Annotated in this window: 27 protein-coding genes; 8 read left to right on the top strand and 19 right to left on the bottom strand. The window is 66.2% G+C overall.

The window, feature by feature from the left end:
• The first annotated feature begins 68 nt into the window (after positions 1-68).
• Complete coding sequence (locus ABDC78_RS10955) at positions 69-668, top strand: TetR/AcrR family transcriptional regulator (protein WP_178362242.1); 600 nt, start codon at positions 69-71, stop codon at positions 666-668.
• Here ABDC78_RS10955 and ABDC78_RS10950 read toward each other — a convergent pair.
• The gene (locus ABDC78_RS10950) at positions 623-1,831 is read right to left on the bottom strand and encodes a CoA transferase (RefSeq protein ID WP_178362241.1); all 1,209 of its coding nucleotides are present in this window, start codon (positions 1,829-1,831) and stop codon (positions 623-625) included. The two genes, ABDC78_RS10955 and ABDC78_RS10950, sit on opposite strands and share 46 nt — an antisense overlap.
• Positions 1,832-1,979: 148 nt before the next feature.
• On the opposite strand from ABDC78_RS10950, the gene ABDC78_RS10945 reads away from it, so the two are divergent.
• The 4 genes from ABDC78_RS10945 (at position 1,980) to ABDC78_RS10930 (ending at position 5,693) form a co-directional block, all read left to right on the top strand.
• A complete protein-coding gene (locus ABDC78_RS10945) occupies positions 1,980-3,065 on the top strand; it encodes a phosphotransferase (protein ID WP_178362390.1) in 1,086 nt (361 codons plus the stop codon).
• Positions 3,066-3,156: 91 nt separating this feature from the next.
• Complete coding sequence (locus ABDC78_RS10940) at positions 3,157-3,702, top strand: TetR/AcrR family transcriptional regulator (RefSeq protein WP_178362240.1); 546 nt, start codon at positions 3,157-3,159, stop codon at positions 3,700-3,702.
• Between the two features lie 66 nt (positions 3,703-3,768).
• Complete coding sequence (locus tag ABDC78_RS10935) at positions 3,769-5,253, top strand: aldehyde dehydrogenase family protein (protein ID WP_178362239.1); 1,485 nt, start codon at positions 3,769-3,771, stop codon at positions 5,251-5,253.
• Positions 5,254-5,279: 26 nt separating this feature from the next.
• Positions 5,280-5,693, top strand: coding sequence for a nuclear transport factor 2 family protein (locus tag ABDC78_RS10930; RefSeq protein WP_178362238.1), 414 nt, complete (start codon positions 5,280-5,282; stop codon positions 5,691-5,693).
• Between the two features lie 12 nt (positions 5,694-5,705).
• Here ABDC78_RS10930 and rlmN read toward each other — a convergent pair whose 3' ends face one another.
• The 5 genes from rlmN to ABDC78_RS10905 all read right to left on the bottom strand — a co-directional run bounded on the left by rlmN (position 5,706) and on the right by ABDC78_RS10905 (position 9,923).
• Positions 5,706-6,800 carry a 23S rRNA (adenine(2503)-C(2))-methyltransferase RlmN gene (rlmN, locus tag ABDC78_RS10925; protein WP_178362389.1) on the bottom strand — a complete coding sequence of 365 codons (1,095 nt, stop codon included), beginning with the start codon at positions 6,798-6,800 and terminating at the stop codon, positions 5,706-5,708.
• Positions 6,801-6,864: 64 nt separating this feature from the next.
• Positions 6,865-7,746, bottom strand: a complete 882-nt coding sequence (locus ABDC78_RS10920) for a phosphatidate cytidylyltransferase (protein WP_178362237.1) — start codon at positions 7,744-7,746, stop codon at positions 6,865-6,867.
• Between the two features lies 1 nt (position 7,747).
• Positions 7,748-8,305 (bottom strand): ribosome recycling factor, encoded by a 558-nt coding sequence (gene frr, locus ABDC78_RS10915; protein WP_178362236.1) that lies wholly within the window; start codon positions 8,303-8,305, stop codon positions 7,748-7,750.
• 43 nt (positions 8,306-8,348) lie between these two features.
• The gene (gene pyrH, locus ABDC78_RS10910) at positions 8,349-9,104 is read right to left on the bottom strand and encodes a UMP kinase (RefSeq protein ID WP_178362235.1); all 756 of its coding nucleotides are present in this window, start codon (positions 9,102-9,104) and stop codon (positions 8,349-8,351) included.
• 135 nt (positions 9,105-9,239) lie between these two features.
• The gene (locus ABDC78_RS10905) at positions 9,240-9,923 is read right to left on the bottom strand and encodes a class I SAM-dependent methyltransferase (protein ID WP_178362234.1); all 684 of its coding nucleotides are present in this window, start codon (positions 9,921-9,923) and stop codon (positions 9,240-9,242) included.
• A gap of 45 nt (positions 9,924-9,968) precedes the next feature.
• Between ABDC78_RS10905 and ABDC78_RS10900 the strand changes: the two genes are divergently transcribed.
• The gene (locus ABDC78_RS10900) at positions 9,969-10,385 is read left to right on the top strand and encodes a MarR family transcriptional regulator (protein WP_218621501.1); all 417 of its coding nucleotides are present in this window, start codon (positions 9,969-9,971) and stop codon (positions 10,383-10,385) included.
• A 34-nt stretch (positions 10,386-10,419) separates the two neighbouring features.
• On the opposite strand, the gene ABDC78_RS10895 is transcribed toward ABDC78_RS10900, so the two are convergent.
• The 4 genes from ABDC78_RS10895 to ABDC78_RS10880 all read right to left on the bottom strand — a co-directional run bounded on the left by ABDC78_RS10895 (position 10,420) and on the right by ABDC78_RS10880 (position 14,218).
• Positions 10,420-11,238 carry a DUF2306 domain-containing protein gene (locus ABDC78_RS10895; protein WP_178362232.1) on the bottom strand — a complete coding sequence of 273 codons (819 nt, stop codon included), beginning with the start codon at positions 11,236-11,238 and terminating at the stop codon, positions 10,420-10,422.
• Between the two features lie 21 nt (positions 11,239-11,259).
• Entirely contained in the window at positions 11,260-12,201 is a 942-nt protein-coding gene (locus ABDC78_RS10890; protein ID WP_178362231.1) for an SDR family oxidoreductase, read from the bottom strand.
• Between the two features lie 137 nt (positions 12,202-12,338).
• Positions 12,339-13,244 (bottom strand): helix-turn-helix transcriptional regulator, encoded by a 906-nt coding sequence (locus ABDC78_RS10885; RefSeq protein ID WP_178362230.1) that lies wholly within the window; start codon positions 13,242-13,244, stop codon positions 12,339-12,341.
• A 53-nt stretch (positions 13,245-13,297) separates the two neighbouring features.
• Positions 13,298-14,218: an alpha/beta hydrolase gene (locus tag ABDC78_RS10880; protein ID WP_218621500.1), complete on the bottom strand. Its 921-nt coding sequence runs from the start codon at positions 14,216-14,218 to the stop codon at positions 13,298-13,300.
• A 218-nt stretch (positions 14,219-14,436) separates the two neighbouring features.
• On the opposite strand from ABDC78_RS10880, the gene ABDC78_RS10875 reads away from it, so the two are divergent.
• Together ABDC78_RS10875 and ABDC78_RS10870 are read left to right on the top strand one after the other, a co-directional pair.
• Complete coding sequence (locus ABDC78_RS10875; RefSeq protein WP_256736486.1) at positions 14,437-14,961, top strand: nuclear transport factor 2 family protein; 525 nt, start codon at positions 14,437-14,439, stop codon at positions 14,959-14,961.
• Between the two features lie 70 nt (positions 14,962-15,031).
• Entirely contained in the window at positions 15,032-15,904 is an 873-nt protein-coding gene (locus tag ABDC78_RS10870; RefSeq protein ID WP_218621499.1) for a helix-turn-helix transcriptional regulator, read from the top strand.
• Between the two features lie 15 nt (positions 15,905-15,919).
• Here the strand turns inward: ABDC78_RS10870 and ABDC78_RS10865 are convergent, their stop codons facing one another.
• The 9 genes from ABDC78_RS10865 to tsf all read right to left on the bottom strand — a co-directional run bounded on the left by ABDC78_RS10865 (position 15,920) and on the right by tsf (position 26,937).
• Positions 15,920-16,606 carry a hypothetical protein gene (locus ABDC78_RS10865; RefSeq protein ID WP_178362228.1) on the bottom strand — a complete coding sequence of 229 codons (687 nt, stop codon included), beginning with the start codon at positions 16,604-16,606 and terminating at the stop codon, positions 15,920-15,922.
• A gap of 29 nt (positions 16,607-16,635) precedes the next feature.
• Positions 16,636-18,612, bottom strand: coding sequence for a primary-amine oxidase (locus ABDC78_RS10860; protein WP_178362227.1), 1,977 nt, complete (start codon positions 18,610-18,612; stop codon positions 16,636-16,638).
• Entirely contained in the window at positions 18,609-20,123 is a 1,515-nt protein-coding gene (locus tag ABDC78_RS10855) for an APC family permease (protein ID WP_178362226.1), read from the bottom strand. The genes ABDC78_RS10860 and ABDC78_RS10855 overlap by 4 nt, the downstream gene beginning before the upstream one ends.
• Before the next feature lie 37 nt (positions 20,124-20,160).
• Positions 20,161-20,901: an ABC transporter ATP-binding protein gene (locus ABDC78_RS10850; protein ID WP_178362225.1), complete on the bottom strand. Its 741-nt coding sequence runs from the start codon at positions 20,899-20,901 to the stop codon at positions 20,161-20,163.
• A 7-nt stretch (positions 20,902-20,908) separates the two neighbouring features.
• Positions 20,909-21,475: an FtsX-like permease family protein gene (locus tag ABDC78_RS10845; protein WP_178362224.1), complete on the bottom strand. Its 567-nt coding sequence runs from the start codon at positions 21,473-21,475 to the stop codon at positions 20,909-20,911.
• A 28-nt stretch (positions 21,476-21,503) separates the two neighbouring features.
• Positions 21,504-22,679: an ABC transporter permease gene (locus ABDC78_RS10840; protein ID WP_178362223.1), complete on the bottom strand. Its 1,176-nt coding sequence runs from the start codon at positions 22,677-22,679 to the stop codon at positions 21,504-21,506.
• A 136-nt stretch (positions 22,680-22,815) separates the two neighbouring features.
• Positions 22,816-24,234, bottom strand: coding sequence for an amidase (locus ABDC78_RS10835; RefSeq protein WP_178362222.1), 1,419 nt, complete (start codon positions 24,232-24,234; stop codon positions 22,816-22,818).
• Between the two features lie 39 nt (positions 24,235-24,273).
• Entirely contained in the window at positions 24,274-25,632 is a 1,359-nt protein-coding gene (locus ABDC78_RS10830) for a sugar transferase (RefSeq protein ID WP_256736485.1), read from the bottom strand.
• A 477-nt stretch (positions 25,633-26,109) separates the two neighbouring features.
• Positions 26,110-26,937: a translation elongation factor Ts gene (gene tsf / locus ABDC78_RS10825; RefSeq protein WP_178362221.1), complete on the bottom strand. Its 828-nt coding sequence runs from the start codon at positions 26,935-26,937 to the stop codon at positions 26,110-26,112.
• Positions 26,938-26,944 lie beyond the last annotated feature (7 nt).

The raw sequence follows: 26,944 nt of genomic DNA, 5'->3' as shown, positions 1-26,944 counted from the left end.
CGGGCGGGAAGTTCGAGCAGTCACAGAAATAGCGTGACACTTGGACAATAATTTGTAAAGCTGTCACCATGCGGCCACCGTCGACGGGCGAATCCCCCGGGCAACCCGACGGGGTCGGGCCGGACACCTCGACCCGTGAGCGGATTCTGGCGGCCACCGCAGAAGTGCTGGGCCGCAACGGTACGACGAAGCTGTCGTTGTCCGAGGTGGCGCAGCAGGCCGGGGTCTCCCGGCCCACGCTGTACCGCTATTTCACCGACAAACGGGAACTGCTCGACGCCTTCGTCGTCTGGGAGAGGCGCTTCTACGAGCGCGCCATCGCCCAGGCGACCGCCACCCTGCCCGCCTGCGAAAAGCTTGATGCCGCACTGCAGGTCATCGTCGAGCAGCAGCTGTCCTATCCGGGCCTGCGAATGGTCGATGTCGAGCCCGATCAGGTCATCAGACGCATGGCGCGGGTGCTGCCGTTGATGCGGGACCGCCTGGAGCGGTTGTGCACCGGACCCGATGCCGCTCTGTCGGCCGCGACCGCAGTTCGAGTGGCCATCTCACAGTATCTGGTGCGCAGCGACGACAGCGATGACTTCCTGGCCCAACTGCGCCATGCCGCCCGCGTGAGACATCATGCACCGGCGCCGGTGTGGGACGGCGAGATCGCCGACCGCTGAGCCAGTTCGGCGAGCACGGCCTCGGTGTGCTCACCGAGTTCAGGCGCACAGGAACGAACCTCCCACGGCGTGCCGGAGAAGTCCGCGGGTGAGGCCACCATCGGCACGCTGGACTCGGCATCGGGCACGTACACCACCCCACCGGCAGCGTGGAACTGCTCATCGGCCACCACGTCCTCCATCGAATTGATGGGCGCCCAGAACAGATCCGGCTGAGCGGCAAAGGCTTCGGCCCACCGGTCCAGTGGCCTGGTGGCGAAGATCGTGTCGAGTTCGCCGATCAACTCCACCGCGTTGGCGGCACGAGCGCGAGCGGTCGCGAACCGCTCGTCGGCCATCCAGCCGAGACGCTGCACGGCAGCGCACAACGCGGGCCAGTGGCGATCACCCTGCAGGCCGACGAGCCAGAACCGGCGGCCGTCCCCGGCGGTGTAGTTGTTCATGCAGGGGTTGCCCATCGACTCACGCCGACCGATGGAGATCGAGTGGCCGGTGAGCAGAAACGTGTTGAGGTCGAAGCTCACCGTGTATGCGCCCTGTCGGTACAGCGACGTCGACACCAACTGCCCCACCCCGGTACGCCCCCGCGCGACCAGTGCCGCACACACCGCGCCGGCCAATGTCATGCCGGCCATGTGGTCACCCATTCCGCCGCGCTGGAACGGCGGCGAGTCGCCCGGCCGGGTCAGCAGGTGCGCCAGGCCCGCGCGCGCCCAGAACGCTGCGACGTCGTAGGCGGCCCGGTCCGCATCCGGCCCTGTGGTCCCGTATGCGGTGATCAGCCCGTAGATCAGCCGCGGGTTGCCGGTGGCCACCGCTTCGAAGTCCAGACCGATGCGCCGCAGCGCCCCCACCCGGATATTGGTCAGGAAAACGTCTGCGCCACTGATCAATTCCCGCGCCCGGGCCTGCCCGTCATCGGTCGACAGGTCGAGCACGACGCTGCGCTTGCCGCGGTTGTCCATCTCGAACGGCGGGCTCACGTGGTGCCGGTCCTGCGGGCTGATGCCCAGCATCCGGCCGAACATCCGTGCGGGATCCCCGCCGGGAGGTTCGATCTTGACCACCTCGGCACCCCAGTCCGCGAGGATGCCGCCGGCCGCGGGACCCGCCACCCACACCCCGAGTTCGACGACTGTGATGCCCTCCAACGGTCCCGCCATGTAGCTTCCTTATCCGCGGCCCTTACAACGGGCCGCACTCTTGTAAGCCTGATGGGGCTACAGGTCCAGCCTAGGGAGGCCAGCGGTGCCCGTCCTCGAAAATCGGATCGCTCCCGCCGTGGGCCTTGCCGCACACCTGAGCCGCGGCATGGGGCGGATCGCCACCGACGCTGTGGCCGGGCGGTTGCGGCCGATGCCGCGCACCGTCGCCGACCTCGACGTCCGCGCGATGTCGAAGCTCATCGGGCGCACCGTCACGTCGGTGAGAGTGCTCGGCGGAGACGCAGGCACCTCCTCGCGCGCTCGTCTCGCGCTCACCGGCACGGATGTCCCGGCCTCCGTGTTCGTCAAGATGGCAGCCGAGACCGTCGCCACCCGGCTGATGGGTGAGCTCGGCAATCTGGCCGCGACCGAGACACGCTTCTACCGGCAACTCGCCCCGGAACTGACCGGGCTGCCGCGCAGCTACGGTTCCCAGTTCGATCCATGGACGGGCAGGTTCGTGCTCGTCCTAGAAGACTTAGCGGATCGTTCCGTATCAGAATGCGAGTTCCCCGACACGCTCCACCCGATCGACACCGACCGGGCGGCGCAGGTGGTGGAGCTTCTGGCCCGGCTGCACGCGACGTTCTGGGGCCGCCTCCCCGCCCGCGCCGGGACCGGCCCCCTGGGCTGGCTCTATGCCGCGTCGGACGACAGCGCGTCGCTTCTGACCGGCCCGCTGTTGAAGACATCGTCGAAACGGCTCGCCGAACACACCGATCTACCGCTGGAGCGCGGCCGCTTCATCGACGACAACTACCGTGCGGTCGCGTCGGTGATCGATCGTCCGCCACACACCGTCATGCACGGCGACGCCCACCCGGGCAACCTGTACTTCCGCGACGGGCACGCCGGGCTGTTGGACTGGCAGGCGGTGCGCCGGGGTCATCCGAGCCGGGAGTTGGCTTACACGCTGGTCACCAGCATGGCCACCGACGACCGGCAGGCGTCCCAGCGCGATCTGCTCGACGTCTACCGGCACGCGCTGGCCGCCGGGGGCGGGCCGCTTCTGGACAGCGACGAGCTGTGGGATCGCTATCGCCAGGGTGCGCTGTACCCCTACGTCGCGGCGCTGATCACGGCGGGGATGGGCGGTATGCAGGCCGAGGACATCGCGATGAAAGGGGTGCAGCGCAGCCTCAGTGCGCTGGGAGATCTCGACACGGTCGCGCTCCTGGAGAAATCTCTGTGACCGACATCGGTGCCACGCGGGCGGCCACGGCGACAGCCACCCCCTACGATCAACACCGACACCCGCCGGAACCTGTAGCCGAGGCCAGGACGTGAACGAACCAGTACACGCAGCATCCGACCCCGCCGAGGACACCTCGACGCGGCATCGGATCCTGGTCGCCACCGCCGAAGTGCTCGGCCGCAGCGGGCAGACGAAGCTGAGCCTGTCCGAGGTTGCCCTGCAGGCCGGGGTGTCCCGCCCGACGCTGTACCGCTGGTTCGCCTCCAAGCAGGAACTGCTCGACGCGTTCGGAATCTACGAGCGCGAGATGTTCGAGACCGGCATCGCCCGGGCCACGGCGGGCCTGCGCGGAACCGACAGGGTCGACGCTGCAATGCGATTCATCGTCGAGTACCAGCAGTCCTACTCCGGGGTGCGACTGGTCGACATCGAACCGGAGGTCGTCATCGGACGACTGGCCCACATCATCCCCGCCATGCGGACCCAATTGGAGAAGCTGCTGCCCGGGCCCAACGGCGCCGTCAAGGCTGCGACGGCGATCCGCGTCGCGGTGTCGCACTACATCGTGCGCAGTGACGACGACGACCAGTTCCTGGCACAACTCCGACATGCGGTGGGAATCAAGACCGGCTGAGTCCGCGGCGAGGCAAGTCGGCAGGAATGCGTGACACTTGGCCAAAAACTTGTAAAGCTAGCTGTCATGACGGCTACAGAGACAGAAACAGGCGTGCTGGCCGGTGACGAGCGGATGCTCATCGACGGCGAGCTGCAATCGACCGCCAGCGGAGCGACTTTCGATGTGATCCACCCGGCCAGTGAGCAGGTCGCCGGGCAGGCCACCGACGGCACGGTCGACGACATGGCCCGCGCTGTCGGAGCGGCGCGGCGGGCGTTCGACGACACCGACTGGTCGCGCGATCTCGAGTTCCGGTATCACTGTCTGACGCAGCTGCACGACGCGCTGGAACGCAACAAGGAGCGGCTGCGCCGGGTCCTGATCACCGAGGTCGGCTGCCCGGTGACGGTATCGGGATCACAGATCGAGAGCCCCATCGAGGAGGTCAAGCACTGGGCCGATCACGGGAAGGCCTTCGACTATCTCGTCGACACCGGGGTGCATCCCACCCAACTGGGCCCGGCACGACGCAAGATCCACTACGAGGCGGTCGGCGTCGTCGGGGCGATCACCCCGTGGAACGTGCCGTTCTATCTCAACATCGCCGAGACCGTGCCCGCTCTGATGGCCGGCAACACCGTCGTGCTCAAACCCGCGCAACTGACCCCGTGGTCGGGCAGTGAGTACGGCCGCATCGTCGCCGAGGAGACCGACATCCCCGCCGGGGTGTTCAACGTGGTGGTGTCCAACGCCAACGAGGTGGGCGCGGCGCTGGCGTCGGACCCGCGGGTGGACATGATCACCTTCACCGGGTCGACCGCGACCGGCCGGGCGATCCTGGCCGCGGGCGCCCCGACGGTGAAGAAGACGCTGCTGGAGCTCGGCGGCAAGTCCGCTCATATCGTCCTCGACGACGCGGACTTCTCGTCGGCGCTGCCGATGGCGGCGATGATGGCGTGCGTGATGAGTGGCCAGTCGTGCATTCTTCCGAGCCGGATCCTGTTGCCCCGCAGTCGTTATGACGAGGGCCTGGAGGTCCTCAAGTCGATGATGGAGGGTTTTCCCGTCGGGGATCCGTGGACGCCGGGCAACATGCAGGGCCCCCAGATCAGCGAGACGCAGCGCCAGAAGGTGCTCGGGCTGATCCGTTCCGGCATCGACTCGGGAGCGCGCCTGGTCACCGGCGGCGGCATCCCCGAGAACCTGCCGGTGGGCTACTACACCCAGCCCACACTGCTGGCCGACGTCGACCCGGCCTCGCAGGTGGCCCAGGAGGAGATCTTCGGCCCCGTCCTCACCGTCACCCCGTACGACACCGACGACGAGGCGATCGCCATCGCCAACAACTCCATCTACGGCCTGTCCGGCGAGGTCAGTGGCGGCGACGTCGACCGGGCGTTCGCCATCGCGTGCCGGATGCGCACCGGCAACGTGACGATCAACGGCAAGAGCCACTTCGGAATCGGCAGCCCGTTCGGCGGCACCAAACAGAGCGGGCTGGGCTACCGCAACGGCGAAGAGGGCTACAAGGAGTACCTCGAGGCCAAGACCATCGGGATGCCCGAGTGAGCGAGGCTTGCGCGCGAACCACGGATATGACCGATGAGGCCGACATCGCCGCGCTGCTTTACCGCTACGCTCGCGCTGTCGACACCAAGGACTGGGCGCTCTACCGCACGGTCTTCACCGACGACGCCCACATCGACTACTCGTCGGCCGGTGCCGCGGTGGGAAGTAGAGACGAGGTCGCCGACTGGCTCGCCGCCGGGTTCGGCGCGATCCCCTGGACCATGCACTACATCACCAACATCGAGGCCGACATCACCGGCGACACCGCGACCGTGCGGGCGATGTTCTACAACCCGATGCTGTTGCCTGGGATGTCAGAGCAGAGTTCCTGCGGTGGCTACTACCACCACGAACTGGTACGCACACCCGACGGATGGCGCAGCAGGCACCTCCGCGAAGACAACGTCTGGTTCGTGAACGCGCCAGGCGGGCAGCGCTGAAGGCCGGGAAACTCAGCCCTCGGCGGCCAATTGCCCACAGGCAGCGGCGATCTCGCGGCCGCGAGTGTCGCGTACCGTGCAGGACACCCCGTGTTCGCGCACCCGACGGACGAACTCCCGCTCGACCGGCTTGGGGCTGGCGTCCCACTTGCTGCCCGGTGTCGGGTTGAGCGGGATGAGGTTGACGTGCACGAGCGGACCGAGCGCGCTGTGCAGTTTCCTGCCGAGCAGGTCGGCCCGCCAGGGCTGGTCGTTGACGTCGCGGATCAGGGCGTACTCGATCGACACCCTGCGGCCGGTGACGTCGGCGTAGTAGCGGGCGGCATCGAGCACTTCGGAGACGTTCCACCTGTTGTTGACCGGCACCAGGGTGTCGCGCAGTTCGTCGTCCGGGGTGTGCAGTGACACCGCGAGCGTGACGTTGAGTCGCTCGTCGGCGAGCCTGCGGATCGCAGGCGCCAGGCCCACGGTCGACACCGTGACCGACCGCGCGGAGATGCCGAACCCGTTGGGAGACGCTGCTGTGATTCTTCGGACCGCTGCCAGCACGCGGTTGTAGTTGGCCAGCGGCTCCCCCATGCCCATGAACACGATGTTGGACAGCCGGCCGCCATCGCGAGAACGCAACTCCGCACTGGCGGCGCGCACCTGCTCGAGGATTTCGGCGGTCGACAGGTTGCGGGTCAGCCCGCCCTGGCCGGTGGCGCAGAACGGGCAGGCCATGCCGCAGCCGGCCTGCGACGAGATGCACACGGTGTTTCGGTCGGGGTAGCGCATCACCACCGACTCGAACGTGGTCCCGTCGACCGCGCGCCACAACACTTTCCGGGTCTCGCCTGCATCGCACTCGATCTCGCGGTGCACGTCCAACAGCGGCGGGAAGAGAGCATCGGCAACCCGCTCGCGCACTGCGGCCGGCAGGTCGGTCATCTGCCTGGGGTCGGCGATCAACCGGCCGTAGTACTGGTTGGCCAGCTGCTTGGCACGAAACGCCGGCAGCCCGAGCTCGCCGACCGCGCTCGACCGGTCGGCTTCGTCGAGATCGGCGAAGTGCCGCGGCGGCTTGGCGCGGCGCGGCGGGTCGAACACGAGCGGCAGGGCCGGCAGGGATCCAGACATGAGTCCTACCAGTATCTCATCCCGAGGCGGCCGGACCCGATTCCAAGCCTCGTCAGGCCAGCAGGGACAGCACGATCCAGGTCGCCACCGCCGACGGCAGCACCGAATCGAGGCGGTCCATCAAACCGCCGTGGCCGGGCAGCAGCGTGCCCATGTCCTTGATGCCGAGATCCCGCTTGACCTGCGATTCGACCAGGTCACCCAGCGTTCCGGTGAGGACCAGCATCAGGCCCAGCGGCACACCGACCCAGGCGGGCATGTCGGTGAGGAACCCCACCGCGAGCACCGAGGTCGCGATGCCCAGGACCAGCGACCCCGCCAGACCCTCCCAGGACTTCTTGGGGCTGATGGCCGGGGCCATCGGGTGCTTGCCGAACAACACCCCGGCGGCGTAACCGCCCACATCGGAGCCGACGACCACAAGCATCAGGCAGAAGACCCGCCCCGCACCGTCGTCGGGATAGATCAGCAGCACGCCGAAACTGGCGAACAGCGGCACCCACGCGGCCACGAACACCGTGGTGGACATGTCCCGCAGGTAGTTCTGCGGCGCGTCAGCAAGGCCGCCCGACACCAATCGCCAGATCATGCAGACCACGACGGTGCCACCGAAGGCCCCCAACGCACCGGCGGGGCCGAACGGCCAGGTCAGCCACACCATCGCCTGGCCGCCGACCAGCAGCGGTACCAAGGGGATCGAGAAGCCGCCCTCGCGCAACCGGCGGACCACCTCGAGGGTGGCCACCACGACGGCCGCGGCCACCACCGGGACCCACACCAAGGGAACGAACAGCAGAATCGCGATCAGCGAGAAGCCGAGCGCCATGCCCACGCCGATCGCCGCGGGCAGGTTGCGCCCCGCTCGGGACGCCTTCTTCTGCGGCGGTTCGTTGACCGGCTGCTCTACCACGGGAATCGATTGCTGATCGGCCACCTCAGACCTCCAGCAGCTCGCCTTCTTTGTGCTTGACCAACTCGTCGATCTGGTTCGTGTACTGGTGGGTGCTCTTGTCGAGGTCCTTCTCGGCGCGGGTCACCTCGTCCTCGCCGGCGTCGCCGTCCTTCTTGATGCGGGACAGCTCCTCCATCGCCTTACGACGGATGTTGCGGACCGACACCTTGGCGTCCTCACCCTTCGATTTGGCCTGCTTGACCAGATCACGGCGGCGCTCTTCGGTCAGCTGAGGGATGGAGACGCGGATGATGTTGCCGTCGTTGGTCGGATTCACTCCGAGGTCTGAGTTGCGGATCGCGTCCTCGATGTTGCGGAGCTGGTTGGCCTCGTAGGGCTTGATGACGATCATCCGCGCTTCGGGGACGTTGATCGACGACAGCTGGGTGATGGGCGTCATCGACCCGTAGTACTCGATGTTGATGCGGTTGAACATGCCTGGATTCGCGCGGCCGGTGCGGATCGACGCCAAGTCGTCCCGTGCCACCGACACGGCCTTCTCCATCTTCTCCTCGGCATCGAAGAGAGTTTCGTCGATCACTGTGCTCCTACTTCCCTTGCTCCTTGCCGATGGTCGGCCACGGTCAGGTGGTGACCAGGGTTCCGATCCTCTCACCTGCAACCGCACGCGCGATATTGCCATCGGTGAGCAGGTTGAACACCAGGATCGGCATTCCGTTGTCCATGCACAGGCTGAACGCCGTCGCGTCGGCCACGGCGAGGCCGCGATCGATGACCTCGCGGTGGGTGATCGCCGTGAGCATCTGGGCGTCCGGATGCACCCGCGGGTCCGCGGTGAACACGCCGTCGACCGCCTTGGCCATCAGCACCACCTCGGCGCCGATCTCCAGCGCCCGTTGCGCAGCTGTGGTGTCGGTGGAGAAGTAGGGCAGCCCCATGCCGGCACCGAAGATGACCACGCGGCCCTTCTCGAGGTGCCGACGAGCCCGCAGCGGAAGGTAGGGTTCGGCGACCTGACCCATGGTGATCGCGGTCTGCACCCGCGTCTGAATGCCTTCCTTCTCCAAGAAGTCTTGCAGCGCAAGGCTGTTCATGACGGTGCCGAGCATGCCCATGTAATCGGAGCGGGTGCGTTCCATCCCCCGCTGCTGCAGTTGTGCGCCTCGGAAGAAGTTGCCCCCGCCGATGACCACGGCCACTTGCGCGCCGCTGCGCACCACCTCGGCGATCTGTCGCGCGACGAGCGCCACCACGTCGGGGTCGAGGCCGACCTGCCCGCCGCCGAACATCTCGCCGCCCAGCTTGAGCAGCACTCGCGAGTAGGCGGGCCTGATCGGAGATGACGACCCCGCGCCGATGGGACTGGTGGATTCCGCCATCCGACTCCTTTGCGGTCCTCGCATGCGATCGCGCCCCCGGGATGCCGCGGACGGCTCCCCTAATCCTGCCTCATCGCGACCAGCGGACCGCGGTCGGGTCTGCCCGGCACGCCGCGGTCGGGCGCGGCAGTCGGCTCAATCGCGGTGCGCCGACAACAACCAGGCAGGCATCGACTTGAGACCGTCGGCCTCCTCGCGGATCCCGGAACCCGCGAAGACCTCGGCGTCCATCGCCGCGGGGATGTTGGCGTGGATGCGGGCAGGACGGATTTCGTCGATCTCCCAGTACGGCGACACCGCGGCGCGAAGTTCAGTGTCGGTGACGGCGTTCACGGGTCCGCCCGCGGGCATACCGGTCGCGTCGAACACGAGCACGAAATAGACCGCGCCCGGCGCCGCGGCGCGCACGATCGACTTCTGATAGCCCTCGCGGAGCTCCACCGGCATGGAATGGAACAGCGTGCTGTCGACGACGGTGCCGAAGCGGCCGTCGTATCCGGTGAACGAGCTGATGTCGGCGACCTCGAAGCTGGCGTTGTCCAGGCCCCGCCGCGCGGCCTCTTCACGCGCGAGCGCGATCCCGGTCGGCGACTGATCCAACCCGACCGTGGTGAAGCCGCGGGCGGCCAGATCGAGCGAGACAGCGGCTTCACCGCAGCCGGCGTCCAGCACGTCACCGTGAAAACGGCCCGCTTCGATGAGCGCGGCGATCTCCGGCTGGGTCCTGCCGATACTCCAGGGCGGCCGGTTGCCGGCGCCCAGCTCCTCGACCTCACCGCGGTAGGCGGCTTCGAACATCTCGTCACTCTCATTCGTCATCACACCGGTTTATCAACGTAGTTGATATATGTCAATATGATTGACATGCCGGAGCACGCCGACGAGCCTCTGGGCTACCTGCTGTACCGAGTGGCATCCGCGCTGCGCGCCGAAGTCTGCGAATCGGCTCTGGAACCGCTGAATCTGTCCTTCCCGCAGTACCTCTGCATCCGCATCCTGTCGCGATACCCGGGCCGTTCGAACGCCGAACTCGCCCGCGACCTCAATGTGTCGCCACAGGCGATGAACGTGGTGCTGCGGTCCCTGGAAGCCCGCGGCGTGGTGGGCCGACCGTCATCGGCAGCGTCCGGGCGCTCACTTCCCGCGCAGCTGACGCGAGACGGGACCACACTGCTGGCAACCCTGGAAACCGCCGTCCATACGGCCGAGGATCGCGTGCTGTCGGCGCTGACCGGCACGCAGCGCCGGGAGTTCCGCAACCTGCTCGCCATCCTCGGATAGGCGCCACTTCGTGACGACGCCCGGTCGGCGGCCTTCAGGACAACTGTGCGTAGACCCCGGCCGTGACGACGAGGACCGACACCGCAAGTGCCACACATGCGCTGAGACGCAGAGTGATTGAGCTGTCGGACCGCTGGGCGCGCACGTACAGTTCTGCGACCGCGAGGTTGGGAAGGTAGAAGAAGAAAGTCATCACGACGTCGAACCACCCGCGAAAATCCGGTGTGCGACCGCCCCATTCCAGCAGTCCTGAAAGTCCGTACTCCAACCGATAGAGCCAGGATGCGATCACGAGTGCGAACAACCGGATCGCCCAGGTGCGATGCGCGCGAAAGTCACCCGCGCGTGCGTGGCGGAACGTCTGGATGGCCGCCACCACCATCAGAATTCCGTACAACCCGAACCCGACATTCATCGCGCCGGCACCGACCGTGCCCTGCAGCACGATGAAGCCGAGCCCACCGAGTGCAGTCAGCAAGGCCAGCACCACATACGACCGCCCGATCCACCGATGGATCCCCGGCCACCGTGCGCGCACGACGCCCAACAGCTGAACGCAGCCGAGCACCATCACCACCGCACCGGTCACAAAGTGCAGGCCGATCGAACCCGTCGCGCCTGGGTTGTCCGCATTGAACAAGCCCGGCAGGAAGTTGCCGTTCCACCGTTCGAGGTCTCCACCGACGAGAGGCGCTATGTAGGCGAGGGCGATGTACAGACAGAAGTGCAATCCGCTCACGCACAGGATCGCGACGAGGGAGACGCCGAGCCAACTGATGGCCGACGTGAGAAGCCCGGCCGCCTGCGACCGGGGGCTGTCGGTCCCGGCGGGTGAGCGGGGTCTCTGACTCACCGAACTCGGCATCCCCACCACCTACCGCATCGCGAAGCGCAGCCCGACGAGCCCCTCGGACAGCTCCCAGAGCCGGGCGGCATCGGACATATCCCTCGCCGGCTCGTAGACCTCCTGCTCGGCCGGCGCACCCGCCGTATGCTGGAATCCTTTGGGCCCGTAGAACTTTCCGCCCTCGGCGTCTGGATTGGTCGCCGCATACAGGGCAGGCAGAAGTCCTTGGTCGACGGTTTGGGTGAAGAATCCCATGCGCGCGAACGATCGGATCAGACGAACCGACATCGTGTCGCGGGAGCGGCCCATGTGCGGTTGGGCTGCCAGCAGATTGGTGGCGGTGACGCCCGGGTGGGAGACGTTGCTGGTGATGCCCCAGCCGGCCTGCGCACTGCGGCGGTTCAGCTCCAGGCCGAACATCAGGTTGGCGATCTTGGACTGGCTGTATGCCTTGCCCACCGAGTAGGACTTCTCGAAGTTGGGATCGTCCCAGTTGATGGCGTTCGACCGTGCCGCGATACTCGACTGCGTCGTGACCCGGGCCCCGCCTGCGGTCAACAACGGCATCAGCCGGGCGGTGAGCGCGAAGTGACCGAGATGATTCGTGCCCCACTGCAATTCGAATCCGTCGACAGTGGTCCGTCGCTCCGGTGGGTTCATCACCCCGGCGTTGTTGATCAACACGTGAATGGGCCGGCCCTCGGTGACCAACTCACCGGCGAGGTCGGCCACCGACTGCAGCGACGACAGGTCCAGTCGCCTGATGCTGACGCGGGACCCGGGTACGGCGGCGGTGATGCGGTCGACGGCGCTTCGGCCCTTCTCCGGGTTACGCACCGGAAGGACGACTTCGGCGCCGGCGGCGGCCAGCCGGCCCGCCAACCCGAAACCGACACCGTCGCTGCCCCCGGTCAACACCACCAACCTGCCTGTCAGGTCGGGTATGACCACGTCCGCTCTGCGCGCCATCAAATTCTCCTCAGTGTGTTGTCGGCTCGAATGTCCTCCACGGTGTCAGCTCCCACGAATCACATTCAGGGCGTGGTTATCCGCTGACTGCCGATCCCTCCCCCGACCCGGGGATCACTGAAGGGATGCGGGCCTCGCTACAACCGGCCCTCGGCCGTGATCAGGTCGGCAGTCGTGGATCGGGCGTCCTGCGACGGCTCGTGACGGTCACGCAGAAAGGAGTCCGGGTCCGCACCGAGTGCGGCCAGCTTGGTGTGACTGGGTGATCCCGGCTCCGCGGTGAACACCAGCAGCGAGTGCAGCTGAACCGGGTCCAGGAGTGCCTGACACTGCAGTTCGAGAAGACCCAACTTCGGATGAATGATGCGTTTGGTGAGCTCATGGTGGTGCGCGACGTCATGCTGCTTCCACAGCTCGGCGAACTCGGTGCTGCAGCTCAACAGCGCATCGACATACTGGGCCGCCCGTGAACCGGCACCGTCACGCACGTAGGCCACCCGGGTGCCGGCGACGAAGGACCGCGCGATCCCGAGGTGATCGTCCTCCGGGTACATTGCGCGAGCATTGTCATCGGTGAACCACCGGTACACCACGCTGCGCGCAAAACCCCGATAGGACGTCTGATCACCGAGCAGGGCGCGTGCCGCGGGCGTCTGAACCAACGCCTCACCGAGTGCCGACACCACCTGCGCCGGGGTGTCCTGCAGCCGATCCAGGATCCGCATGGTGGCCGGACTGACCTGCTCGCCGATCACGGTGCGCGCCGGGGCGTTGTGCCCCGCCAACCGGAACAGGTGATCGCGTTCGTCCACAGACAGTCGCAGGGCGCGCGCGAGGGACGTCACCACCTCTTTCGACGGTTGTGGTGCCCGCCGTTGCTCCATTCGGCAGTAGTAGTCGGTCGAGATCATGGCCAGTGCCGCGACCTCCTCGCGGCGCAACCCGGCGGTTCGCCGACGAGGCCCCTGAGGCAGCCCCACGTCTTGTGGGGTCAGCGCTTCGCGTCGACTGCGCAGGAAATCGGCCAACTGCCCCTGGTCCATGCGTCCATTGTGACCAAGGACGGGGGCGCCAGCCAGGGATCGCCAGACCCCCGCTACCTCATCCCGAGGTGCTCGGTGAAGAACGTACCCAGTTGCCGAACCGCCTGGTCGACGTACGTCGGGTCGTCATACAGGTCATAGTGGCCGGCGCCGTCGATGACGAGGACATCCTGCGCATTCGGCGCTGCCTCCCCCAGCGCCATGCCGTCGTCGTACGAGCCGGTCGTACCGATGCGACCACCAACGATGACCTGCAGTGGTTGGGTGAGTAGCGTGTCGGCGAGGTGGAACGCGTCGAAACCGAGAAGCAACGCGTCGCTGCGAGACAGACGGCGATTGGTGCTGTGCTTGTTGAATCCTCGTGAGGTCCGATAGAACCGGATCGCATCCAAGACGTCAGGGTCCGAAATGCCCTGCGCAACAGCTTGTTCGGGAGATTCGGGAAGCCAGTGAGCGCGGACCTCCTCGCCGCCCCGGGCCGCGGCGGTACGTTGCTGCGCGACCGAGTCCAGCGCCGAAGCCACACCATCCGGCGTAGCCGTCGCCGCATCGCGGAATGCTCGACCGATGTTCACGGGAACCACCGTGGCCACAGCCCGCAGTCGATGATCGGTCATGGCCGTGTGCACCGCGTATCCGCCTCCCGCACAGATGCCCAGGATTCCGATCCGGCCCTCGTCGACGTGGTGTTGCCCGATCAGGTGATCGACCGCATACCGGATATCGTCGGCCCGTGCGTAGGGATCCTCGAGGTCCCGTGGCTCTCCGCCACTCTGACCTTGAAAAGCCGGGTCGAACGCCACAGCGACGAAACCGAGGTCCGCCAGCCGTGATCCGTATACCGCGCCGATCTGCTCCTTGACGCTGCTACCCGGTGTGGAGATGACGATGGCGGCGTGCCTGCCATCGTCGGCGAAGTTCTCCGGCAGATGCTCCTGGCCCGCGAGATATGTTGTCCCGCGCGGTATCGTCACGTCCCGCACTGTGCTCGCCATGGCTAGACCGACTCCTCGATTCGGGATTGAACGGGCTGAGGTTGTCAGCCACACTGCACCGATAGTGCCGTTATTGATCAACCACATTCAGCGCTCAACATTCCCCCGATCGGCAGTCCGCCGTGCCTGGGCATACCGCCGTACCTGGGTGTACTACGGCCTCCCACAATCGCGTCTGCGTCTCTACGTTCGGGGCCATGACATTTTCTTTGCTTCGAACAAGACCACGCGTCGTCACGATGGTGATCGCCGCTGTCCTGGTGGCACTGGTGACGGTCGGTACCAGCGCGACGAGCAGTGCCCAAGACCTCACCCGCACCGACCAGGAGCAACGCAACGCCCAAGTCGTGCGCGAGGCCTTCGCACGGGGCGTCAGCGATGAGAACAGCTTCTTCTCGATCCTGTCCGAGGACGTGCAGTGGACGGTTGCGCGAGCGGTGGACCCGACGACCTACACGAGCCGATCAGAGTTCCTTCGCGACGGCGCAGGTCCCGTCCAGACCCGCCTCACCGGCCCTATCCAGGCCGACATACGGGAATTGATCACCACAGACGATGTGGTCGTGGCGCTCTGGCAGGGCACCGCGACCGCACGTGATGGCCTTCCGTACGTCAACAGCTACGCCTGGGTGATGACGATGCGTGACGAACGGGTGGTGCGCGTGACGGCGTATCTGGACCTCGTGGTGCTCGACGAACTACTGCAACGGGTCCCGGCATGACCCACGGACGGTTGATCCGCGGATCGTTGGACCCTTTGTGCTGTCTCTGATCCGGCACGATCATCAACACGTGGTGTCCGACGGGATCGATCTCGCCGATGTGGCCAGACTGCTCCGCGCCCGGCGACGGGCGCTACAGCCCGAAGACGTCGGGATGCCGCGGGGACGGCGCCGACGCACCCCGGGTTTACGGCGTGAGGAAGTAGCGGCGCTGTGTTCGATGTCGACTGCCTATTACAGTCGGCTGGAACGCCGTCGCGTGGACCGGCACTGTGGGCCGCGACCATCGCCGACGATGATCGCCTCGATAGCGCGCGGCCTGCGGTTCAGTAGCGCCGACCGCGACCGACTCTTTTCTGCGGCGGGATACCGTGAAGCCGACCGCATCGACGTCATCGCACACATCGAGCCCGGTCTCATGCATGTACTCGACAGGCTCGCCGACACACCCGCCCTGGCCGTCGACCCGATCGGGCGGGTCCTGCACCAAACACCGACGGCAGCATATCTTTTCGGGGAGCAGATGTATCACACCGGTTGGGCACGCAGCAGCTACTACCGGTGGTTCACCGACCCGGCCGAACGGCAACACTTCGCCGCCGGTGAACAGTCGACGATCGGCGCCGAAATCACCGCCGACCTTCGTCGCAGTGTGGGCCTCAACCCCTCCCGCCGCGCAGCAGGCGATCTGGTGAGCGCGCTGCTCGATCGCAGTGGAGAGTTCGCAGAGCTCTGGCGCACGAGACCGGCTACCAACGCTGTGGCCGCCAGGCAGTGCGGCATCGTCCACCCCGAACTCGGGCTCCTCGAACTACAGCGGGAAGTGCTGTGTGACAACACCTCCGGCCAGCGGCTGGTGCTGTACCTGGCGACCCCGGGTTCAGAAGGCCACGTCGGGCTCACACTGGCATCGGTGATCGGCTACCAACGATTTGACCGATGACACCGAGCTGGCGGTTCACGGAGCAGGTCGGCCGAAGGTGAGTGCCAGATCCCAGGGCGCCAACCCCCACGTCTCGATCGCTGCCATCATGATCGAGGGCGCCGCGTCGATCGAGGTCGCCGACGCCGGGGCGCCGATGCTCGTCCTGTCTTGGCCCGCAACGATGTGTGGCTGCCAGGTCTCCGAGGAGTCAGGCGGCGGCGCGGTCTCGATCACGCTGATCGACCCGTCGTCGTCGGGGAGCAGAATGAAAAGACAGAACGGTTCGGCCGGGGCGTTCCAGCCGCCCCGTTCGACGGCGAAGAACTCCCCACTGCTCAGACAGTGCTTGATGCTCTGGACCAGAAGCGCTCGGACGTCGTCCTGCGTTGACGTGGGTAGCTCCGTGGCCGGGGCGACGCGTAACGCCTTGGCCTCGAATCGCAGGTCACCGTCCTCGGTGCGTGTCGGGAAACGAGGTTGGAGCAGCAATGTCCCGGTGCTCTCGGAGAGCAAAGCAGTCTCACGAAATCGCCTGGGCGCCCGAAGCGATCGACCGATGACACCCGTGCCCTGAATGGACTGCAACCCCTGCGCTTCCGGCACCGACCACAGCCGTGGACCACCGGGCTCGGTCCACGTCTGCAGCAGCCCACCGACACACAGGCTCAGAGACGCGGTTGTGAGCGTGTCTCCGGGATGAAGTGCGCCACCTTCATTCATAGCCTCCAACTGTAGAGACGCGCCGACGGTCAGTGCTGGTGGCAGGCCTTCGGCGGCGACGGCGGGATGTCGAGGGCCGGGTTTCCGTCGAAGAAGCCCACCGGCTTGAGGTGGAATCCGGTGTAGGCGCACGGCATCACCGGCCAGTCCTCGGGGCGCACCACGTGGTGGGCGCCCACGGTGTACCAGAGCACCACATCGGTGTCCTCCAGCGGTGCGTCATCGGCGATGAACTCCGGAAGACCCTGGACATCGGCTGACTGGTACATGTAGTCGCCCGCCGCGAACCTCTCCGCCGGGTCGTACTTCGTGACCCACAGGTTGTGCTGGACGAATCGTGCCCGGTCGTAGATGTGGGATCCCTCCTGCACCATCACCGGCACCACATCCTTGGGGGTGAGCTTGTAGGCCACCGGCTGCCCCAACTCGTTGATCTTCGACGGGTTCGCGACCTTCCAGTACCTGCCGGTCGACCAGTTCCAGTCCCGCGCCCCATCGGACTCCGAAGCGACCACGGTGTCCTGGGTGATCCAGGCGTTGTGGTGCGGATTGCGCGCCGGGTCCGGCTCCGGAATCGAGTCCACCTCGTAGACAGTGTTACCCGGACCGTCGATGCTCATGTCCAGCCGGAAGTTGAAGAAGTGCTGATGGTTGGGTCCGTAGATTCCAGGGGCCACCATCTTGCCCCATCGCGGCTGCTCGCCGTCTTCGATCGCTCCCGTGGTCAGCACTCCCGAGAGCTTGACCTCGACCTCGATCGACGCATCGTTGTAGAAGTACCAGAAGAAGCCGTACTCGTAGTTGCCGACGGTGCAGATCATCGAGATCACCAGGCGGCGGGACCGCCGCACCTCGACCTCCTCGGTCCGGAAATCGGTGTGCTTCCACGAGATTCCGTAGTCCTCCTCGTGCATGCAGATGGCGTTGGGGATGACCACAGCGTTGCCGTCGGAGTCGTTGACAGTGCCGTCGAAGTAGTGGATCTCGCCGAGACAGTCACAGCCCAGACGTAGTGGGTTGGCCGAGAACCCCATGCCCACCTCACCCATGTCGAAGACGTTCTTGTTCCAGTGGGTCGGCGAGCTGTCGCCGTAGGGCACCACCATCTCCGAGAGTGACGCCCGGTACATGATGGGCCGGGTCTCACCGCGGTCGGTGTAGGAGACCTCGTGCAGCGTGATGCCCTCGCGCGGGTTGAACCCGATCCGCATGGCCCACTTCTGCCATCGCACCTGCCACCCGTCGACGGTGAAGCTCGGCCCGTCGGGCTGGGTGATCTCGATCGGCTTGACGTCGGAACGGAATTCGGTGAACGCCGGCCGATTGTTCGGGTCGAACATGAACTCCTCGGCGTAATTTCCTGCCGTCGGCGGCAACGGCACCACCCCGTGATCCTCGATGTCGATGACCTCCATCGCATCGAGGTCGAAGGTGACGATCAGGCCCTCGACCGGCCGCGCGTACCCGTGCTCCGACGGTGCCGCCCGCATGAACGTCAACGGCCGGCAGACCAGAGCGGAATTGTCGTAATGGTCCTGTGCGCCGTAGTAGCCGGCCGGCCACGGGTCGATCATTGCGAGGCTGAAGTCGGTGACGCCTCGCTTGCGCATCGCCTCCTGCCAGCGCGGATCCTCCCGCACCTTCTCCTCCACCCCGATCATGTGCTCGACGAGGTAGGACGGGAACCGTCCCGGGATGGCCGTCCAGGCGTCGACGGTGCCCGCAAGGACGTCCACCACGGCCTCGTAGATCATCTTCGCCGCGGCGTCGTACATGGTGACGAACGCCCGCCGGGGCACCGGGATCGCCGGATCGAACGTCAACTCGGCGTTCTTGTCCGGTTCCGCGAGCTGGATCATCACGAACTTCAATGTGGGGGTGCCGTATTCGGATCCGGAAATGATCCGTGCGGCGGACTCGATCTCAGAGCCCGAGAGCGGGTCCAGAGGATAGCGGACTGAATCACCGGTGCCCGGCTCGCTCAGTACCGTGCTGTCCATGGTCATTTCGTGGGTTCCTCCGTATCGGTTTTGGTGAGGTCGAACACGGCCAGGTGTGCCAGCGAATCTTCCTGACTGGTCTTGTGTGCCGACCGGCGTCCGAAGATGTACACGACCAGGCCGAGGGCGAACATGCCCAGGCTGATGCCGCCGACCCACGTCATCCAGGTGGCCTGCGGCACGTCGATCCACGGGGTGACGAACGAGTAGTAGATGCCACCGACGGTTCCCACCGAGCCGACGATCACCACGAGCCACACACCGACCATGCCGCCCGGGATGCGCCAGAACTTCTCGTTGACATACCGATCCGCGTACTTCTTGCGTGCGACGATCAACGGGATCAGGAAGAAGAAGCCGGAGAGCAGCCAGACGGTGCTCAACCCACCCTGTAGGTAGATCGTCACGTTGGCCATGCTGCTCTGGGAGTACAGCCCGACCAGGATCAGCGACGAGATGACACCTTGGATCAAGATGGCGGACACGGGGTTACGGGTGCGCGGGTTGAGGTGGGTGAAGATCCGCGGCAGGTGACGCTCCAGACCGGAGACGAAGATCAGCCGTGAATACGCCACCTGATAGGTCATCAACGCCACGATGATGATCCCGGCCAGCACCACCGCACAGATCTCCATCAACCCTGGGAAACCTGCCACGTCGAGCATGCCGATCACACCGGTCACCGGGTCGATCTCGTCACCCGGTAGGGCCATCATCGTGCCGAGTGTGGTCAGCAGGTAGATGGCCACCAGCGCTGTGGAACCCCACAGGATCATCCGCGGTCCGCTCCTGCGCACCGACAGGAACTCCGCGCCCATGTTGTAGGGCGTCTCCACGCCGAGCAGGTACAGCAACACGGTCCCGTACAGGAATCCCGCGACCGCGAAGTTGGGGATCGTGGCCTCCGCCCAGCTGAACGGGGTGGCAGAGCCGTTCTCGACGGCGAAGAGCAGACCGCAGATGAAGATCGTCAACGTCAGAACGCCGTACACGACGAAGACGACGTTCATGATCTTCTGGTTGGCGGCCAGCTTGGCCAGCGCCAGCCCGATCACCGTCCACAAGATCACCAGCTGCAGGACGATGCTGGTCGTCAGCCCCAGCTCGGTGTGGAACGCCAACAGCAGGAACTGCAACACCACCGCCGGTGATGACGCCGCATTGAGGATCACCGGTACCCACGACAGATAGCCGCCGATGAAGCCCCATTTCTCGCCCATGGTGCGGTAGGCCCAGATGTACACACCGCCTTGGCCGGGCCAGAGGTTGCCGAGTTCCACCACCGCCATTCCGGCCGGGACCAGGAAGGTCAGGATGCCCAGCACCCACATCGGGATGGCAGTCCAACCGCCCGCGGCCATGATCGACGAGCCGGTGACCCAGCAGATGATGAAGACATAGGCAGCCGTCAGCCCGAAGGTGCTCATCACCTTGGGCAGAATCTGCTCGGGGACGAGCTCGGTGGTCATAAGCTTGTCGCGGTCCGACGTCCGCACGGCGTCGAGTTCTTGGGTCATCAATTCTCCGGTGGCTAGGGAACCCAGAATGATTGGGTCAGTTGATGATTTGTCCGTCTTTCATCCGGACGACACGGCTCGCTTCATCGGCCACCGTGGGATCGTGGGTGCTTGCGACCACGGTGACACCCATGGTCGAGCACAGGTCGCGCAGCATCCGCACCACCGTCTCACCGGTGCGGTGGTCGAGGTTGGCGGTGGGTTCGTCGGCCAGCACGAGGGTCGGGTTGCTGATCAGCGACCGTGCGATCGCAGTCCGCTGCTGCTCTCCGCCCGACATCTTGGTCGGTTGATGATGCACCCGGTGGCTCAGGCCCACCAGGTCGAGGAGGTCGGTCGCGCGTCGGCGCAGCGCCTTGCGGTCGTAGGGCTCGAACATCAGCGGTAGTTCGACATTCTCGACGGCCGACAGGAACGGGATCAGGTTGTAGCTCTGGAAGATGAAGCCGATGGTGTCGTGCCGAAGGGCGGCGAACTGACTCTCCGAGAGCTGCGCGGTGTCCCTGCCGGCGAGCCTGACGGTGCCCTTGGTCGGCCTGTCCAGCCCACCGATGATATTGAGCAGCGTGGACTTTCCGCTGCCGCTGGGGCCCATCAGACACACGAATTCGCCCGGCATCACCGTCAGTTCGGCCGCAACGAGTGCCTTGACCACCTCGTCGCCGAGCTTGTGCAACTTCCAGACATCGCTGATCTCGATCACCGGTCTGGGTGACAGCTCGGTGTCGGTCGCAGGTGCGGCGTCGGTTGATTCGGCGGTTTCGTGCAATGCGGTCATGTGCGGTCTAGCCTCCCGCTGTCAGGGATCGGATGGGTGGACGCGACACCGCGTTCCATGTGGGCAGAATGCTGGTGGCGAGCGCTGCGGCGATGCTGACGGCGACGGCGATCACCACTCCGACGGCCATGCCGCTGTAGGAGATCCCGGTGGCAACGAAACCCATTGCTGCCAGCAGCATTCCGGACCCGATGGCCAGTGCCGCGCCGAGTAGTGCGCCGAGCACCGCCGCAACGGCGGGTTCGACGAGCAGTGCCGCCACCACGGGTCCGCGCGGCACCCCGTTGGCGCTAAGCACCCCGAGTTCGCGGGTGCGGTGAGCGACGGTGCGCGTGGTGGCCACCGCCACCTCCACCACACCGACCAGTAGGACCGTCACCGCGATCAGCGTGACCGCGCGGTTGATCTCGTCGACGTGGCCCAGCGATGCGGACTGCGCGCTGATTCCCGCGGACATCCCGAACACCAGCACCACCAGGAAAGCTCCCGTGGCGGTGGTGACGATGGGCAGCACCATCTCCCGCATCCGGCGCCGCGCGGACATCCACCCGTAGGCCAGTCCCTTGCTGATCATGACTGCCCGTTCTTCGCGCACGCGCTCATCACCGCGCCTCCAGCAGCGCCACGGGCCGTTCCTGCAACAACCGGTGCACCGGCACCAGCGCGCCGACGATGGCCATCGCGGGCAGGAACATCGCCGTGACCGCGGCACCCTGCGCCCAGGCGGTCACGGTGGCGATGCCGGGGATCACCAGCGCCACAGCGACACCCGCGATCAGCACACCCACGAGGTATGCGGCAAGGAACACGATCGCCGACTCGACCAGGAAGAAGTACAACACCTCGTCGGCGAGGCCGATGCTCGACATGATGCCGAATTCGCGACGCCGTTCAGTCACCGCCGCCAGGAACGAGGACACCGCGATCACAAATCCCAGGCCGAGTCCGATCGTGGAGATCAGACCGAGCGTCGAACTCGTCACCTTGCCGGAGAACAGCGCCGAGAACTTCTGCTCGAACGTCAGCGGTCCCGAACCCCCGACGGTGTCGTAGATCAACCCCGCTCCCTCGGGATCCGGGTTCACCGACGGGTCCGGGGTGGCCGGCAGATCCACTGCGGCGCCGAAGGTCGGGGCGAGATCGCGGCGATGTTCGGAGCCGCGCGGCGCGGACACCAGCCACCACCCGTTGTCGCAGACAACAGACTGTGCGACCGGCGTCGGCACCGTCATCGACTGTCCGTCACCACTGATCCCGATGCGCAGAACCTGTCCGCCCACCGTGAGACTCTCACCCGTTCCGACACCCAGTCGATCAGCGAGCGCCGCGCCCAGAACAGCTTCGCCGCCGGCGATTTGGTCACTTCCCCGCAGCGACACCGAGTGGCCGTCCAGGTCGACAACCCCTGAGAGCACCCGGGTTCCGTTCCAGCCGTCAGGGAGGGTGATCACCGGCGCGGGCCCGTCGGCAACCAACGCCTGCGCTGCGGGTTCGTAGTGGACACCCGCTGCGGGCACCACCCACAACTGGGCGCCACCGAGGACTTCTGCCACCGAATCCTCGCCCGTGATGGCAAAACTGGACGAGATCGTTCGCACGATGGTCACGCACGCGATCGCCAGCGCGATGCCGAGGACGGACAGGGTGAACCGCTCCGGCCGTCGCCGGATATTGGCCAGCGCAAACCGGACGAGGCACGCGAACGTGTTGCCGGTGCCGGTAGGGATCTGCGTTGATCGAACGGATGTGGGCTCGTTGTTGACCTTACTGGTCTCCACGACAGCGATGGTGCGAGCGCAACGTTTCGCCGGCCGCCACGTGCAGTGTCGGCGCTGTTAACACGCAGCCTGTCCCGTTACGGCGATGTGTCTTGCCCGCAACGGATTTCGTCGTCGATCAAGATCATCGTCGGCGTCAGCCCTGAATGCGGGACCAGGGCCGGGCCTCCTCGAGCTCGTAGGCGAGCTCCAGAAGGCGCGCGTCCTGACCGAGCTGCGCCGAGAACATCATGCCGACCGGCAACCCGGACGCAGATTCGGCCAGCGGCAACGAGATCGCCGGATCCCCGGTCACATTCTGCAGTGGAGTGAACGCCACCCACTCGATGAGACGGTCGACGATCTGTTGGTAGTCGGCCGTCGGATCGAGGTGGCCGATGCGTGGTGTCACCTCGGCCAGCGTCGGCGTCAACAGCACGTCCTGGTCGGCCGACAGCCGCGACGTGATCCGTCGTACCCGGGCCAACCGGGCGATCGCCAACGGCAGCCGATGCAGGTTACGCGCGGCGTGCTTTTCGAGGCCGAGGGTCAGGTTGTCGAGCTTGCTCCGGTCGAAACTCTCCCCGAAGGTGCGGGGACCGCCCTTCACCAGAGCGAACGCGAGCAGCGCCCAGTACAGCAGGAAGTCGTCCTTGAAACGGGGCGGCACCGGATTGTCGATGACGGTCACCCGATGCCCGAGTTCTTCGAGAAGAGCCGCGGTCTTGAACGTCAGCTCGCTGACCTCGGGGCTCGCTTCGTGCGCGATGGACTGCGTGCACACGGCAATGCGCAGGCGCTGCTTGCCGGGTCCGGTGATGTCGCCGATCGGCGGCAACTTCGGATTGGCGGCCACCCGTTCCATCTCCCGGTAGAACGCGGCGGTGTCACGCACGGAGCGGGTGACCACGCCGTTGTGCACGATGCGCACCGGCATCTGCCGCATGTCCTTGTCGAGTGGCAGGCGGCCGCGCGATGGTTTGAGTCCCACCAATCCGTTGCAGGCCGCGGGGATTCGGATCGACCCGCCCCCGTCGTTGGCGTGCGCGATCGGCACCACCCCGGCAGCCACGAACGCCGCCGACCCCGACGACGACGCACCCGCGGTGTGCTCGGTGTTCCACGGATTGCGCACCGGCCCCAGCCGAGGGTGTTCCGCCGACGCGCTGAAGCCGAACTCCGAGAGTTGGGTCTTGCCCAGCGGAACCAGTCCGGTTCCCACGTACGCACGCGCGAAGTCACCGTCGGAATCAGCGGGGCGCGGATCCCAGGCATCGGTGCCGTCCATCGTCGGCATTCCGGCGACGGCGACGTTGTCCTTGAGGAACGACGGCACGCCGTCGAAGAACCCGCCGTACGGCCGACGAAGTTCGGTGCGCGCCCGCGCCCTGTCGAACGCCTCGTATGCCAGACCGTTCAGGGTCGGGTTGACCGACTCGACCCGGGCGATCGCGGCGTCGACGACCTCACGTGCCGACACCGTCCCGGCGCGGAGTGCGTCGACCAGGCCGACGGCATCGAGGTCACCGAGGGCATCTCCGGAGAATGGTTCGCCGAAGGCGTGAATACGGTCCATAGGCCGACGGTACCAAAGCGTACCGGGGCGGACCGTCGATCACTCGGTCCGGTGGAACACCGCCAGAGCCGTCATCGCAAGGATCCGGAAGTCCAGCCATATCGACCAGTTCTCGATGTAGAAGTTGTCCCACTCCGCACGATCGGCGATCGACGTCTGGCCACGCAGACCGTGCACCTGCGCCCATCCGGTCATCCCCGCCCTGACCCGGTGCCGGTCGCCGTAGCGCGCGATCTGGGCGTTGAACAGTTCGACGTATTCCGGGCGCTCCGGACGTGGCCCCACCAGGCTCATTTCGCCCCTGATGACGTTGAGCAACTGCGGCAGTTCGTCGAGCGACGTCGTCCGCATGAACCTGCCGATCGCGGTGCGGCGATCCTCGCCTTCGACGCCGCCCGGTGCGGAACCGTCGCTCGGCGCGAATGCCACATCCGGGTTCTGCGGTGGCCGCATCGAGCGGAACTTCCGGCAGCAGAAGATCCGCCCGTCACGCCCCACCCGCTCTTGCCCGTAGAAGATCGGACCCGGCGAACTGAGCCGCACCAGCAGCATCAGGGCCAGGAACAGCGGCGAGATCAGCACCAGCCCCGCCGTGGCGACCACCCGGTCGGACAGATGCTTGGCGACGAACTGCCAGCCCCGCGGGTCGGTGTGGGCCACCGCAATCAGCGGCAGGCCGCCGACGTGATCGATACGCGCATGCACGCCGATGGTGTCGAATATCCGGGGAACGATCCATACAGTCAGACCTCGCTTGTGGGCCACCCTGACCGCTTGGGCCATCGCCTCATCGCGCGTCCGGGAGAAGGCGACGATCATGCACCGCGCGCCGGTCAGCGAGATCGCTTCCTCGAGGTCGGCCAGCTTGCACAGGTACGGAATGCTGGACGGCATGTTCCGGGCCGGGCCCATCGAGGGCGGATCGTCGTCGACAAGCCCCACCGGACGCAGCCCGTACTCCGTCGCCTTGATCCGATCCACGACCCTGTCGGCGATCCTGCCGTTGCCGACGATCAGCGTGGGGGCGGTCATCACGTTCCGGCGGTACATCTGGTGCTTCGTCGCCGTCCACAGCCACCGGCCCGCGGGGATCAGGACCGCCCCGCAGATCCAGATCCGCGCAACCGTGCTGCCGAGCGAGTCAGTGATCCGGGAATTCAGCATCAAACCGCTGGTCAGCAGCATTGCCGCGAAGGCCGCGCCGGCTTGGACCGTCGGGAGATCGTGCAGGAAGGTGCGGTTGAGCGATCGCCGATACATGGAGCGCATCGCCAGCACGGCCACGACCGTGGGAGCGAAGAAACACAGCATCCAGGTCGGCGGGAGTTCGAGACCGGAGCGATTGGCCCACGTCATGCCGATCGCCACCGCCAACGACGCGGTCGTCAGGTCGATCAACGCACTGACAACCGGCTCCCACGGCGTGCGTTTCGGTAGCTGAGCGAGATCACGAAGGATCTCAGCTGTGAGGCTCTCGCCCGATACAGCATTTGCGGTGACAGAAGACTCGAGCGCTTTGGTTATAGTTGACCAGAGCAGTTCTCGTGTTCGGCCATGACCCGAGGTTAACTCGCGGCTACTCCAACCGACGGCATTTGCCCTGTCCCCAAAACCTCATCGAGACAACTGATTTGCTGACCTCCGTTGCCACAGACGCCGCGGCGGGGAGCAGGCAAAGAATCCGCGGGCTCGTGGGCCGGCACGATCCCCCCTGGGCGACGTGCGGCTGGTGGTTGATCTCCGGCCACCACCGCCGCTGGCAAACACGTGCGGCGGCGGCGCATGTTTCCCCGACTGCCGACCGGTGACACGCAGGGAAAACACGAGGCCCCCGAGACCGGAGTCTCGGGGGCCTCGGGTGAGACAGTGACCGGGCTAGGCCTGGCCGACCTCGAAGCGGGCGAACCGCGTCACGGTCACGCCGGCCTCGTCGAGCAACGCCTTGACCGTCTTCTTGTTGTCGGACACCGACGGCTGATCCAGCAGCACGACGTCCTTGTAGAAACCGGTCACGCGTCCGTCGACGATCTTGGACAACGCCTGCTCGGGCTTGCCCTCGTTGCGGGCCGTCTCCTCGGCGATGCGCCGCTCGTTGGCGACGGTCTCCTCGGGCACGTCCTCGCGGGTGAGGTACTTGGCCTTGAGCGCGGCGATCTGCAGCGCTACCGCGTGGGCCGCCGCCTTGGCCTTGTCCGCGTCGGCGCCGGAGTACTCGACCAGCACACCCACCGCCGGAGGCAGGTCCGCCGCCCGCTTGTGCAGGTAGACCTCGACCGTGCCGTCGAAGTAGGTGGCACGGCGCAGTTCGAGCTTCTCGCCGATCTTCGCCGACAGGTCGGCGATGGTCTGCTCGACCGTGGTGTCCCCGACTTTCGCGGCCTTGACCGCGTCGACATCGGTTGCCTTCGCTGCGGCCGCGGCCGCCACGATCTGATCGGCGACCGACTGGAACTCCGCGTTCTTGGCGACGAAGTCGGTCTCGGAGTTGAGCTCGATGAGAGCTCCGTCCTTGGCCGCCACCAGGCCCTCGGCGGTCGCACGCTCAGCGCGCTTGCCGACGTCCTTGGCGCCCTTGATGCGGAGAAGTTCGACGGCCTTGTCGAAGTCGCCTTCAGCATCAACGAGCGCGTTCTTCGAGTCCATCATTCCGGCGCCGGTCAGCTCCCGGAGGCGCTTGACGTCGGCGGCTGTGTAGTTAGCCATGTCAGCC

This window comes from Mycobacterium sp. DL, assembly GCF_039729195.1.
GTDB lineage: Bacteria > Actinomycetota > Actinomycetes > Mycobacteriales > Mycobacteriaceae > Mycobacterium > Mycobacterium hippocampi_A.
The sequence above is the reverse complement of the archived record's forward strand: the minus strand, read 5'-3'. Positions and strand labels throughout refer to the sequence as shown.